The organism is Methylacidiphilum sp. Yel (assembly GCF_004421185.1).
Lineage (GTDB): Bacteria > Verrucomicrobiota > Verrucomicrobiia > Methylacidiphilales > Methylacidiphilaceae > Methylacidiphilum.
The window spans coordinates 17,996-31,466 of the sequence record NZ_LXQB01000029.1 but is presented as its reverse complement, the minus strand read 5'-3'; the positions used below and the strand labels follow the sequence as shown (position 1 = coordinate 31,466).

The window sequence follows — 13,471 nt, the reverse complement described above, 5'->3', positions numbered from 1 at the left end:
ATCTTGTCTTCTCTAAGAGATATTTTTTTTGGCTACAGACTGGATTTATTCGATAGTGGTCCCCTCTTTGGGAATGGGGGAAGGGGGAGTGGCGGATTGGAGCGGTTTTGTTTCTTTTTTGGGAATGAACAATTTTTTTCCAACTTCAAGCGGAGAGTGAGAAGAGAGATTATTGGATTTGCGGATATCCTCCACTGTTACATTCACCCCGCTTTTCCGGTAGGCATCGGCAATGCTTTCAAGCGTGTCATTTTTTTTCACCACGTAGTAGTATCCTTTTTCGACCAATTGGGTTGTTGCCTCTTTATGGGCCTTTTCTGATACTGAGGCATTGCCTTTTTTAGGATTTGAAGGGGATAAACGCTCTTTTGATGTGGCAATTTTTATTTTTTCAATATCCCTTTCCAAAGAGTTGACTTGCTCTTTTAATTTCCGTATTTCCTCTTTAATAGCTTGAATATTGAAGGAATTTGCTTCAACATTTTGCTCTAATTGATCTAGGATGTCGACTGCTCTTAGGAGCTTTTTCTTTTCTTCTTCCCCTTCCAGTTTTTTTGCAATCGTTGGAGTTTCTGCATTCTGATCGTCTTGAGAGAAAAGAGGAGCCGAAGAAGAGAAAAAAAGAAAGGAAAAAAATATAAAGAAAAGAAGAGGGGCAATCCTCCCTCTTCGGTCGAATTTTTTGGTCCAATCAAAATAAAAATCAAAGAATATCATTGTCATCCATTCAGTTGGCTATTCAATTTTCTTTTAGGAGATTGAATAGTTCCTGTTCACTTATAATAGGAATGCCTAATTTTTTTGCCTCGTGCAATTTGGACCCAGGATTTGCTCCTACAACCAGATAATTGGTTTTTCTTGAAACCGTATTGTTGACCCTCCCACCTTTTGAGTTTATTTTTTCTATAATTGATTCTCTAGGTTCAGAAAGCGTTCCAGTGATGACAAATGTTTTCCCATTGAGAGGACCAGGTGAAGATCCGGAGTCTAAGGAATGGAAATTGAAGCCTATTTTTCGGAATTTTTCCAAACGCTCTCTATTTTTGGGTTTACGGAAATAGGAGATTATCGATTTAGCCATGATCTCTCCGATAAAAGGAACGGTCAGCAGTTCTTCTTCAGAAGCATTAGCAAGCCGGTCCATGGACCCAAAATACCGCGCAAGTTCTTCAGAAGCTTTTTGGCCAATGTGAGTTATTCCTAGTCCGAATATCAATCTGGAAAGATCCCTTTTCTTGCTTGCTTCTAGTGACCGCAGTAAGTTTTGTGCCGATTTCTTTCCCATTCTCTCCAAACTGACTAAAGTCTTTTCATCGAGATCGTAGAGATCAGCAATGTCTTTGACTAAGCCTTTATCGACCAGTTGATCGACAAGAGATTCTCCAAGTCCCTGAATATCGAGGGCATTGCGCTGGGCAAAATGGAGAATTCTTTCCTTTAGCTGAGCCGGACAATTTTCGTTACCACAACGCAAAAAGATGCCTTCCCAGAAAAGTTTTTCGCCACAACTAGGACAATATTCCGGAGGGACAATCTCCTTTTCTTTGCCAGTCCTTTGAGTCGTGTCTACGCCAACGACTTCTGGTATGACTTCTCCGGCCTTTTCCACAAAAACATAGTCTCCAATCTTTACATCGAGTCTTTTTATCTGGTCGAAATTGTGAAGTGTGGCACGGCTGACTGTTGTTCCTGAAAGAAAAACGGGGTCCATTTCAGCCACTGGGGTAATAATGCCACTTCTGCCCACTTGAAAAATAACCTGATTCAATCGGGTTCTTGCCCTTTCTGCTCCATACTTATAAGCGAAGGCCCATCGAGGGGCTTTTGCTGTGTATCCAAGAATAGGATAGTACTCCCATTCGTTTACTTTAATGGCGGCTCCATCGGTTGGATAAGGAAGATCGCTGCGGATTTCCTGTAGTGTACATGTGGCTTCGTAGACTTCGTTTTGGTCTTTACAGTGCCAAAAGCGAACAGGAATAGGAATGCCAATTTCTTTTAGGAACTGAAGCCATTCGACTTGTGTTTTGCATTCAAAACCCTTTAGTTGACCTGCTCCATAGAAGACCACAGCAAGTGGTCTCTGGGCCACAATCCTTGGATCAAGTTGTTTGAGAGATCCAGCGGTAGCATTTCTAGGATTGGCAAAAAGGGGCTTGCCTTCTTTCTCTCTTTCTGCATTGAGTCTTTCAAAATCCTTTGGAGACATGTAAGCTTCTCCTCGAATTTCTAAAAGTTCTGGAGGATTCTCCATGTCAAGCCTTAAGGGAAGGCTACGGATGGTCTTTAGGTTTTGGGTAATATCATCCCCCACTGTCCCATTCCCGCGGGTCGCTCCAAGGCTAAATAATCCATTTTTATAGATAACGCTAATGGATATACCATCGATTTTAGGTTCTACAGTAAAGCTGATTTTTTTCCCAGGAAGACCTCGGCGTATCCTTTCTAAAAATCCAAAAAGCTCTTCTTTTGAGTAGGTGTTTTCAAGGCTGAGCATAGGAACTTGATGGGAGACTTGGGAGAAGCCACTTAAGGGGCTTTCTCCTATTCTTTGTGTGGGGGAATCAGGGGTTATTAGTTCTGGATGAAGTTTTTCTATGGTTTCTAGTTCGTGATAGAGATTGTCGTACTCTTGATCAGAAATCAGGGGACGTGCTTCCACATAGTAGGCATGATCGTATTTTTGGATGAGCTTGACCAGTTCATCATGCCTTCGCTTGATTTCACTTAACGACAGAGAAGGGTCTAAAGTAGAAGGCTTGTTTTTGTTCACTTCAATCGAAAAATTAAACGGTAAAGTCTGTCCGATCAACTTTTCTCTCTCTTTTTTTATTGAAGATATTTTTTAGAGAGCGGGAATGCTTGTCGAGCCTTTCTTTGGGCTTTTCTATTCTATAAAAGATTGTCAGAAGAGAAGACATTCAATATAAAATAGAAAGAATGGGCAGATTGTTAGGCATAGAGGCTGGAGGCACGCATACTCGATGGATAGTTCTGGAGGAGAAAGGAGGGGTTGTAGCCAAGGGAAACGAGGGAGTGGGCAATGTACATCTATTAACGACAAAAGAGTTAGTTTCTCTATTCCAATCAATAAAAGAAAAAGTCCGAGTCGAGATTAAACAAATTGGCGCTGGATTTGCTGGTTGCCATTCGGAAAAAGAAGTAAAAATCCTCGAAGAAATTATTAGGTCTGTTTGGCCTGAGGCCACAAAAGTCATTATCGCTGAAGATACCCGTACAGCCTATGCGAGAGCTTTTGAACCGAATCAAGAAGGAATATTGGTGATCGCTGGAACGGGCTCCAATGTTATTGGCTATAAGGCTGGTATATGGGAAAAGGCTGGAGGATGGGGACAGCTTGGGGATCCGGGAAGTGGTTATAGAATAGGAAGGGAAGGACTAGAAAGAATATATTTAGACTTTGATCTTACTAAGAACGTTTCCGCTCTGGCGCAGGCTTTTCTTAGGCATAGTTGTCGCAATGATATGGATGATTTCCTTTCCTATGTTTTGCCTTCTTTTGGAAAAAAGGATTTTATTGCCTCTTTTGCTCCCATTGTGTTGAGCATGGCAGAAAAAGGAGAGAAAAGCTCCTTTGAAATAGTAAATAGAGAAGCTTCCATGCTTGGCTTAAGGGTGCAGATAGTTGCCAGAAGATTGGGCTTAACCAATCCACGGATTGCTCTGGTAGGAGGGCTTTTTGAAAATTCTTCTTTTTATACCACGCTTTTCCAAAACCAGCTAAAAAAATTGCTTTCTTTTTCGGAGTGTTTCGTATGCACGACTCCTGGACCTTTAGGAGCCATACGCCTCCTGGGTTATGGTTCTTTTGTTTACCAAAGGAGCATGGAAAATGTGCTTCCAGATAAAACCCAGCGAGAAGCCTTAGATCGGTCTATGACCGAAGAAAGAAATCCTCGGTCTGCTTCTTTGGAGAAAAAAACGGTTCAGGAACTTGTTGATCTGTTTATATCTGAAGAGAGCTTTGTCCAGCAGGCTTTGGAAAAATGCCGCCGTGAGATTGCAGAGGCTGTAGCCGTCACCAGCTCGATACTGGAAAAAGGAGGCCGGCTCTTTTATGTGGGTGCAGGAACAAGCGGAAGACTGGGCGCATTGGATGCTAGCGAAATGCCACCGACATTCAACGTCTCCCCTGAGATGGTCCAAGCAATAATGGCTGGTGGGGCCGATGCCCTTTGGCGCAGTATGGAAGGCATAGAAGATAGCACTGCGGAGGGGTTTAAGAGCATTTTTAACCGTGGGGTTACCAGTAAGGATATGGTTTGTGGAATAACGGCAAGTGGAAGAACTCCTTTTGTCATTTCTGCACTAGAAGCTGCCAAAACAATTGGGGCTAAGACCTTACTGGTAAGCTGCAACCCCTCTCGGCCGCCTTGTCCTTATGCTGACTTGGCGATCGATCTACCAACGGGACCAGAGATTATTGCAGGATCCACCAGACTGAAGGCGGGGACAGCCACGAAAATTCTCTTGAATATGTTGAGCACGATTTCCATGATCCGTACAGGCAAGGTCAAAGATAATTTGATGATCAATCTGCAACCTAAAAGCATGAAATTGCGGTATCGTTCGCTACGGATACTGATGTATCTTTATGGATTGGACGAACCGGCGGCTATTGCCTTATTAGAAAAAAAAAGGATGGTTACTTGCCGCCGTCATCTCTGAATTAGAATCAGAAAAGGGACGGTTAGGCCAAAGGCCTCCTTCTTAATCTTTTTTGAAAAACCAAATCTTGATCAAAGCAATCAGCCTAATTCATGTAATTTCTTTTCCAAAAGTTCATGGACAATTTTCGGATTGGCTTGTCCTTTTGTCTTTTTCATGACGTAGCCTTTGATGGCATTAATGGCTGCGGTTTTCCCTGAGCGGTAATCAGCAACACTTTTAGGATTTGCTTCGATGGCCTCTTTGCAGATCGCATCAAGGGTATCCAGACTGGTAATTTGAGCTAAACCTTTCTCCTGAACGATAAGGGTTGGGCTTTTCTTTTCTGTAACCATTAGTTTAACAATTTCTTTGGCTTGCTTCATGTGAAGCTTGCCTTGATCGACGAGGTTGGATAGCTCCGAAAAATATTCCGGTGGAATGGGAATGGCTGTTTCAGATTCTGAAGCTACAGCAAGATAATCGTTAATTAAAAAATTAGCCACTGATACTTTATTTGCTGATTGAGCCGCTGCTTTTTCGAAAAAATCAGCTAGCTGAGGATCCGAAGCCAACACACTGGCTTGATACTCTGTGAGGCCATAGTGTTGAGAAAGCCTTTGTTTTTTTTCTTCCGGTAATTCAGGGATTCGTTTCTGGGCTTCCTCGATGAGTTCTCCTTCAGTCAGTATGGTCAAAAGGTCAGGATCTGGAAAATATCTATAATCATGGGCGTATTCTTTGGTTCGCATAGGGAATGTTTGCCCTTTAAGATCATCCCAACGCAAAGTTTCTTGTGATATTTCGCCTCCGAGTTCTAAAATATGGATTTGTCTTTGGATTTCATACTTTAAAGCCTTTCGAACCGCGCTGATGCTATTGAGATTTTTTATCTCGCATTTTGTTCCCCATTTTTCCTCACCGATTGGCTTGACGCTGACATTCACATCACAGCGAAGCTGGCCTTTTTCCATATCACAGTCGCTCACGTTGCCGTATCGCAATATTTGGCGAAGGGCTGTCAGATAGGCAAAGGCTTCTTCAGGGCTTCTTATATCCGCTTCTGATACGATTTCCATCAATGGGGTTCCTGCCCGGTTAAAATCAATTCCGCTGTAGTCCCCAAAATGGAAAGATTTTCCAACGTCTTCTTCAAGATGAATCCTCACAAGCCTGATCTTTTTCCGGGACTGAGCTTGTGGATCTTTTTGTGCGTCTTTAGGAAAAGCCAAGGGGTATAACTGGACAGCTCCTCCTTTGCATAAAGGCTGATCATATTGCGATATCTGATAATTTTTAGGCATGTCAGGATAAAAGTAATTTTTTCTGTCGAATTTCCCCCTTGGAGCTATTTCTGATCCAAGCATGAGCCCTGTTTGAATCGTAAGAATGATGGCCTGCTTATTGGGAGAAGGGAGGGCACCGGGCAGTCCCAAGCAGATAGGACAAACTCGGCTGTTGGGTAAGGCTCCATATTCTATGGGGCAGCCACAAAAAAGTTTTGTCTGCGTTTTTAACTGGACATGGACTTCAAGTCCTATGATTGCTTCGTATTCCATAAGGTAATAGTTTTTTCGATTCGTTTGAAAGTAAAATGCCTTCTAGAGAGTATTCATTCAATTACGTTTTTTCTAAGGGCGGTATGGGTGGCTTCCATCCGGTAGATTTTTGATACAGATGCCCAAGGGCAAGAATAACTTCCTCTTTCCAAGCTGGGCCAATGATTTGCAATCCAATAGGTAGCCCTTCTGTGGATTGACCGCAGGGAATAGAAAGTCCACATATCCCGGCCAGATTCACAGCAATAGTAAATATATCAGCCAGATACATTTGCAAAGGATCGTTGGATTTTTCTCCAATTCGAAAAGCGCAAAAGGGCGAGGTAGGCGTTAAAAGGGCCTGACATTTTTTGAAAACAGAAGAAAAGTCTTGCTTGATCTTTTCTTTGACTTTCAGGGCACGCAGATAATAAGCATCGTAATAGCCAGAGCTTAGTACGTAGGTTCCAAGCAAAATTCTTCTTTTGACTTCCGAGCCAAACCCTTCATCTCGTGTTTTCCCATAGTAATCTAGAAGGTCTTCATAATGTTTTGATCGTCTCCCGTAGCGGATGCCATCGAATCTAGCAAGATTAGCGGAGGCTTCGGCAGTAGCCAGAATATAATAAGTGGCTACTGCATAGGGAGTGTGTGGCAGGGAAACTTCTTCGATTTTTGCCCCAAGAGATTCAAAATGAGCAATGGCTTTATTGATTGCCTCTCGAACCTCCCCATCTATGCCTTCAATAAAGTATTCTTTAGGGACTCCAAGAACCATATTTTTAAGAGAGAGTGTCTCTAGGAGCTCAGAAAAACGAGGTACTGGCATTTTTTCCGAAGTGTTATCATTAGGATCAAAGCCTGAGATTACTTCTAGTAAAAGCGCTGCGTCTTCGACCGTTTTGGTTAAGGGACCTATCTGGTCTAGACTAGAAGCAAAGGCGGTCAGGCCATAGCGTGAGACTCGGCCATAGGTGGGTTTTAGTCCCACGCAGCCGCAAAAAGAGGCGGGTTGGCGTATCGATCCACCCGTATCAGATCCTAGGGCACAAAAGGCTTCGTGAGAAGCAACGGCTGCCGCAGAACCGCCACTACTACCTCCAGGGACCCTTTGCAAATCCCAAGGATTTTTGGTTAGCCCCGTAGCAGAATTTTCAGTGGAAGAGCCCATGGCAAATTCGTCCATGTTCGTTCTCCCCACTAGGATAGCACCCGCTTTTATTAGTTTCTCAATGACGGTTGCATTATAAGGGGAGAGGTAGCCTTCCAAAATTTTAGAAGCACACCGGCATGGTTCAGCTCTTACGTTGATATTATCTTTAATGGCAATAGGAATGCCACCTAATGGGAGATCGACGTTGACGGTTTTTGCTCTTTCAATGGCTCTTTCATGGTTAATATAATTGTAGGCATTGATCTTAGGTTCCACCTCAGCTATTCTTGAGAACAGCGCTTCGGTGAGTTCAGTGGGACTAAGTTCTTTTCGAACAAGAAGCCTGCGGAGTTCTGAGATGGTGTATTCGAATAAGTTCACTCGATTATCTTTGGTACAATAAAAAGGTTATTGGCATGATGAGGAGCATTGCGTAAAACATCCTCTGTGGCTAGGCCATCTTGAGGCAGATCTTCTCGAAGATTATTTTTAAAACCTTCTTCTTCTCCTTTCAATACCACATCGTCAATTTTTACCTCTTTGAGCTTTTCAATGTAGCCAAGAATGGAGGCAAATTGCTCGCCAAACATTTTCTTTTCTTCCTCATTAAGAGATATTCTTGCTAGGTCGGCAACATACTGAATATCTATCGATGGCTTTTCCATTTTCTATGAAGTAAAGAATAAAGAGCGCTGATGCAAGTAGGAAAAATTTACTATCCAATTCTTGATCCTTCTATTGCTTTCGCATAAGTTTCCTTCATGTTTTGGCTCTATCTTTCCCTTTACTAAAGGATGCTGGGCTGGATAATAGAAAGCTATTGATAAACAACTAACATAGAGCAACGATGAATTTAAGAAAAGAGTTTGCCATTTCTCCTACTCGAAACGAGGATTTTCCTGAGTGGTATCAACAGGTTGTTTTGGCGGCTGAGCTTGCAGAAAATTCTGAAGTGCGCGGGTGCATGATTATAAAACCATGGGGTTATGCCCTATGGGAAAGAATTCAAAAAGAGTTAGATCAGCGGATCAAAGCGACGGGTCATAAAAATGTGTATTTTCCCCTTTTTATTCCACTGGAATACATTCAAAGAGAAGCTGAACATGTGGAAGGCTTTGCAAAAGAATGTGCTGTAGTGACTCATCACCGGTTGGAGAAAGGCCCAGATGGCAAACTTCATCCTGCTTCCCCCCTGACAGAGCCATTGGTCATTAGGCCGACTTCAGAGACTATTATAGGGGCTGCCTTTTCAAGATGGATCCAATCCTACCGGGATCTTCCTTTACTCATCAACCAATGGGCTAATGTGGTTCGGTGGGAAATGCGGCCGAGGATTTTTTTAAGAACCACTGAATTTCTTTGGCAAGAAGGACATACGGCGCATGCGACTAGAGAAGAAGCAAAAGAAGAAGCCCTTTTTATTCTGAAGCTCTATGAAGAGTTTATGCGAGCTTATTTAGCTTTACCTGTGATTACAGGAGAGAAACCAGAAAGTGAAAGATTTCCTGGGGCTGACAATACCTTTACTCTGGAAGCTTTAGTACAAGACAGAAAGGCGGTACAAGTCGGCACTTCCCATTTTCTTGGGCAAAACTTTTCGAAAGCCAACAACATTCGGTTTCTTGATAGTCAGGGGAAAATGGAGTTTGCGTGGACATCGAGCTGGGGAGTAAGCACCAGGCTTATTGGGACATTGATTATGGCGCATGGAGACGATAATGGGTTGGTGCTCCCACCAACTGTTTCTCCCATTCAAGTGGTTATTCTGCCGCTGTTTAAAAAGGAAGAGGAAAAGACAAAGGTGTTGGATATTGTCAGCTTCCTTGCAGAGGAAATAAAAAAATTGAGTTTTGCTGCTGAACCCATAAGAGTCGAAATAGACAAAAGAGAGATTGGCGGAGGGGTAAAATCCTGGGAGTGGATTAAGAAAGGAGTGCCCCTACGGATAGAAATAGGTTCCCAGGAAGTCTCCTCTGGGTTAATTACCGTAAAGAGAAGGGATAAAGGGGTAAAAGAAAAGGAGCAGCTACCCGCTCATGTGTTTCTGGAAAAGCTGCCTCAACTGCTTTCTGAAATTCAAGAGGCAATTTATGCTAGAGCTGAGAATTTTCTAAAGCAAAATACTAGGCTAATAGACACCAAAGAAGAATTTTATGAATTTTTTGCTTCCAAAGATTCCAAGGGGAACGAGCTATCCGGAGGATTTGCTTATGCGCATTGGGATGGATCAAGGGAAACAGAAGAAAAGCTCAAGGAAGATCTTAAAATCACCATTAGATGCATTCCTTGGGATCCCCAGAACACTCCAGGAATCTGCCCTTTTTCTGGGCGTCCAAGCAAGGGACGAGTCCTTTTTGCAAAAGCCTATTAGGAGTTTTGCTTTCTAAAAAACAAGCATCATTGCTTGTAGATGCCCCCTTTTTCTTAATAAGATGAAAAAGACCCAACTCCTCCCCTTTTCTTATTTATTCAACTTCTCTCCTACCGATTAGAATTAAATACATGACACTTTCCCTTCGAAAAGGGAAAATGCCATGGCTTTTCTCTTTAAGAATGGGCTTCTTTATGAGAAGTGGTAGCCTTCTTTTCTTCTAGCTTCTTCAAGACCATTTCTGCGGGGCAAAATCCGCTAAAAGCTGATTGAAACAAATTCAAGCCAACAAAAGCAGTAAGCAGAAGCCACCACTTGCTCACTAAAGAAAGCAATAAACTGATAATCACAAGACTTCCAGCTAAGGCTCTAACTTTTCTTTCGACACTCATTGTAGCCTCCTTTAATAAAAACAATAGCGAGAATCAAAAGAAAATGCAACTGGATATTACATGAACTGACAGATTTACAGATTTGATTGTGCTTTGGCTAGGCTTTAGCTTCGGCCGGTCTGGACAAAGGCTGTTCTTTTTCTCCACCATTGTGCTTTTTCATAATGAGGTAATAGAATACCGGGACAGCTGTTCTAGAGAGAAGGGTGGAAGCAATTTCTCCAGCCATCAAGGATAAGGCCATTCCTTGGAATATGGGATCAAACAGAATGACCGAGCTGCCAACGATCACGGAGGAGGCGGTTAAAAGCATGGGTCTAAAACGCACTGCTCCAGCTTCGATGACCGCCTCTTCTAGCTTATCACCATGAGCCAGCCGCAGATCTATAAAGTCAACAAGGATAATGGCGTTTCTAACGACGATTCCAGCCCCCGCAATCATACCAATCATCGAGGTAGCAGTAAAAAACATGCCGGTAAGCCAATGAGCAGGCAGGATGCCAACAAGCGAGAGGGGAATGGGCAGCATAACAGCCCAAGGTGTTTTAAAAGACTGAAACCAACCCACAACAAGAATGAAAATGAGGACTAAAACAATAGCGAAAGCAGTGCCAAGGTCTCTAAATACTTCATAGGTCACCTGCCATTCCCCGTCCCATTTTACTCCCCAAGCAAGGGGATTGATAGGTTGATGGGTAAAAAGAATTTCCAAAGGTTTGCCATCCGGTCCTGTAATTTTTTCTAGCTTCCTTTGAAAGTCGATGATTGCATAAACCGGGCTGCCTACTTCGTTGGTGACATCAGCAAGGACATAAGAAACAGGCATCAGGTTTTTGTGGTAGATGGAAAGATTTTGATAGCCCATCACTTTGGTGACTAAATGGTCGATTGGGATCAATCGCATGAACCTGGAAAGCAGGGAAATGGAAAGGAAAGGATGGTCTGTGGATCGGTCTTCTTTCGGCAGCCGGACAATGATATCGACTGGCTCGGGTTCGTCCTGTAAGTGAGCTAATCCGGGACTGGAGCCATGCAAGGCGGTCGTGATGGACTGAGCAATTAATTCTGAAGAAATACCGTTGAGCGAAGATTTCACAATGTCTATATCTAGCTTTTCTAAAGGACGATCGGCTTCTTCATAAGTGGCAATATCAGTAATGCCGGTTGTATCTCTAAAGAGCTGTTCTAGCTTGAGTGCTAAAGCTCTTCGTTCTTTAAAGTCTGGACCGTATACTTCTAATACCAGAGTCGACAGAACAGGAGGACCAGGAGGCACTTCAGCAACCTGAGCGTGCGCCTTCTCTTTCCAGGCAATGGCGTTAATTTCTTTGCGGATGCTTTCTGCTATCTCATGACTTTGCCTTTTTCTTTTATGTTTATCGACAAGGTTGACCTGGAGGTCGCCTTGATAAGGATTTTCTCGCAGAAAATAATGTCGGACAAGACCGTTGAAATTATACGGGGAATGGGTTCCAGCCTGGATCTCCACATTTTTGACTTCTTTAATATTCATGGCAACTTTCGCCATCTGTTCGAGTACTTCCTTTGTCTTCTCTACAGGAGTTCCTTCGGGCATGTTGAGAATAATCTGAAATTCGTTTTTATTGTCGAAAGGAAGCATTTTAGCCCGAACGACTTTTAAAGGAATAAGAGCGATAGAGCCAAGAAGGAGAGCAAGAAGTAAAAGAAGGAAAAGAAAGCGAATAAAGCCGTTGTAGATAAGGGGGCTCATGATAGTACGGTAGATTCGCGTCAACAGATCTTCTCCTTTATCTTTAGCTTCTTTTATGTTTTTGAGCAAAAGGTGTGCTGCCCATGGCGTCACAGAGAGAGAGACCAGCATAGAGAAGATCATTGCGGCACTTGCTCCTATTGGGATTGGTCGCATATAAGGCCCCATTAGTCCTCCAACAAAGGCCATAGGCAAAATGGCTGCGATCACTGCCATGGTGGCTAAAATAAGAGGGCTGACAATTTCTTCCATAGCACCCACAACAATATCGAGTAGTTCTTTGCCTCTGTTAGTAGCTAAGTGGATATGACGAACGATATTTTCGATACCGACAATAGGATCATCGACGAGGATTCCGATAGTAAAAATAAGGGCAAAGAGGGTGACCCGGTTGATTGTAAAACCGAATAAATGGAAAGTTAATAAGGTTAAAGCCAGCGTTGTTGGAATAGCAATGATGACGACCAGTGCAGCTCTAAACCCAAGGGCAAACCAAATGAGGATACTAACTCCAACAATGGCTATGCCCATGTGCTTGAGAAGTTCGTTGGATTTATCGGCTGCCGTTTCTCCGTAATTCCTTGTTATGACATAATGGACATCCTCAGGAAGAATTTTGCCTTGTAGTTCTTTGATCGTGCTTAGGATTTTATTAGCCAAAAAGGTAGCATTGGATCCCTTTCTTTTTGCTAGAGAAAGGGTGACGGCGGGAACTTCTCCAGAAAGCTTCTCTTTTTCATCCCAAGCAGGACCAGGGAGGAGACTGACCTCTTTTTCTTCTTGATCAGGCCCATCCACGATGTTCGCGACATCTTTTAAATAAACGACTTGTCCTTGGCTAACGCCCACGACAAGATTTTCTAAATCTTCTTTAGAGAGAATAAAGGAATTTGGTTCCACATCGATGAGCTTCGGTTCGGTTTCGATGTGCCCTGAAGGCATTCGGACATTGGTTTGAAGGACGAGATTGAAAATTTCCTGAGGAGAAAGCAGTCTTTTAGCAATTTTAGCAGGATCAAAAAAGATTTGGAATTGTCTTTTCCTTCCTCCAATTATTGTTGTTTCGGAGACATCGGCTAGATGATTGATGCTGTCTCTGAGATTGGCTACGATTTTTCTTAATTCAATAGGAGAACGCTTGAGGCTATAGAAGGTTAAGGCAAGGATAGGCACGTCGTCTATAGACCTTGTTTTAATCAATGGAGTGGAAGCCCCCGGAGGCAGGTAGTCAAGGTTAGAATAAATTTTGGTATAGAGCTTGATTAAACTCTTTTCCATATCTTCGCCTACCTTGAACCTAACGATGAAGAGAGCACCATTAGGAGCCGCTGTAGAATAGACGTATTCGACTCCAGAAATTTGCCAAAATATCCTTTCTCCATTGGTAACAATTCTTTTTTCCACTTCCTGAGGGCTGGCTCCAGGCATTGAGACGAAAACGTCGAAAATAGGCACGATGATTTGCGGTTCTTCTTCCCTAGGCAGTTGATAGAGCGCAAAACTTCCTAAAAGAATAGATGCTAATATTAATAGGGGAGTTATTTTCGAATGGGCAAAAAATTTAATGAATCGGCCCGCCCAATTCCCTGAGTGGTGAACGATTTCAGTTTCTGCCAT

The 13,471-nt window shown here is 42.9% G+C and carries 9 protein-coding genes; 2 read left to right on the top strand and 7 right to left on the bottom strand.

Translation table 11 applies throughout. From position 1 onward, the window contains the following. Positions 1–45: 45 nt before the first annotated feature. Together A7Q09_RS05315 and ligA are read right to left on the bottom strand one after the other, a co-directional pair. Positions 46–717 carry a LysM peptidoglycan-binding domain-containing protein gene (locus A7Q09_RS05315; RefSeq protein WP_134390253.1) on the bottom strand — a complete coding sequence of 224 codons (672 nt, stop codon included), beginning with the start codon at positions 715–717 and terminating at the stop codon, positions 46–48. Positions 718–739: 22 nt separating this feature from the next. Next, positions 740–2,812: an NAD-dependent DNA ligase LigA gene (gene ligA, locus A7Q09_RS05310; RefSeq protein ID WP_134390252.1), complete on the bottom strand. Its 2,073-nt coding sequence runs from the start codon at positions 2,810–2,812 to the stop codon at positions 740–742. Positions 2,813–2,940: 128 nt separating this feature from the next. Between ligA and A7Q09_RS05305 the strand changes: the two genes are divergently transcribed. Then, the gene (locus tag A7Q09_RS05305) at positions 2,941–4,689 is read left to right on the top strand and encodes an N-acetylmuramic acid 6-phosphate etherase (RefSeq protein WP_244228546.1); all 1,749 of its coding nucleotides are present in this window, start codon (positions 2,941–2,943) and stop codon (positions 4,687–4,689) included. A gap of 80 nt (positions 4,690–4,769) precedes the next feature. Here A7Q09_RS05305 and gatB read toward each other — a convergent pair whose 3' ends face one another. The 3 genes from gatB to gatC all read right to left on the bottom strand — a co-directional run bounded on the left by gatB (position 4,770) and on the right by gatC (position 8,024). Beyond that, positions 4,770–6,227 (bottom strand): Asp-tRNA(Asn)/Glu-tRNA(Gln) amidotransferase subunit GatB, encoded by a 1,458-nt coding sequence (gatB, locus tag A7Q09_RS05300; protein ID WP_134390251.1) that lies wholly within the window; start codon positions 6,225–6,227, stop codon positions 4,770–4,772. Positions 6,228–6,288: 61 nt separating this feature from the next. Then, the gene (gatA, locus tag A7Q09_RS05295) at positions 6,289–7,740 is read right to left on the bottom strand and encodes an Asp-tRNA(Asn)/Glu-tRNA(Gln) amidotransferase subunit GatA (RefSeq protein ID WP_134390250.1); all 1,452 of its coding nucleotides are present in this window, start codon (positions 7,738–7,740) and stop codon (positions 6,289–6,291) included. Further along, on the bottom strand, positions 7,737–8,024 hold the full coding sequence (gene gatC, locus A7Q09_RS05290) for an Asp-tRNA(Asn)/Glu-tRNA(Gln) amidotransferase subunit GatC (RefSeq protein ID WP_134390249.1): 288 nt from the start codon (positions 8,022–8,024) through the stop codon (positions 7,737–7,739). Before gatC ends, gatA begins: the two co-directional genes overlap by 4 nt. A gap of 182 nt (positions 8,025–8,206) precedes the next feature. Here gatC and proS point away from each other — a divergent pair, with 182 nt between their 5' ends. Continuing rightward, positions 8,207–9,730: a proline--tRNA ligase gene (gene proS / locus A7Q09_RS05285; RefSeq protein WP_134390248.1), complete on the top strand. Its 1,524-nt coding sequence runs from the start codon at positions 8,207–8,209 to the stop codon at positions 9,728–9,730. A 176-nt stretch (positions 9,731–9,906) separates the two neighbouring features. On the opposite strand, the gene A7Q09_RS05280 is transcribed toward proS, so the two are convergent. Together A7Q09_RS05280 and A7Q09_RS05275 are read right to left on the bottom strand one after the other, a co-directional pair. Further along, positions 9,907–10,122 (bottom strand): DUF2892 domain-containing protein, encoded by a 216-nt coding sequence (locus tag A7Q09_RS05280; RefSeq protein ID WP_039721025.1) that lies wholly within the window; start codon positions 10,120–10,122, stop codon positions 9,907–9,909. Positions 10,123–10,219: 97 nt separating this feature from the next. Next, positions 10,220–13,471: an efflux RND transporter permease subunit gene (locus A7Q09_RS05275; protein ID WP_134390247.1), complete on the bottom strand. Its 3,252-nt coding sequence runs from the start codon at positions 13,469–13,471 to the stop codon at positions 10,220–10,222.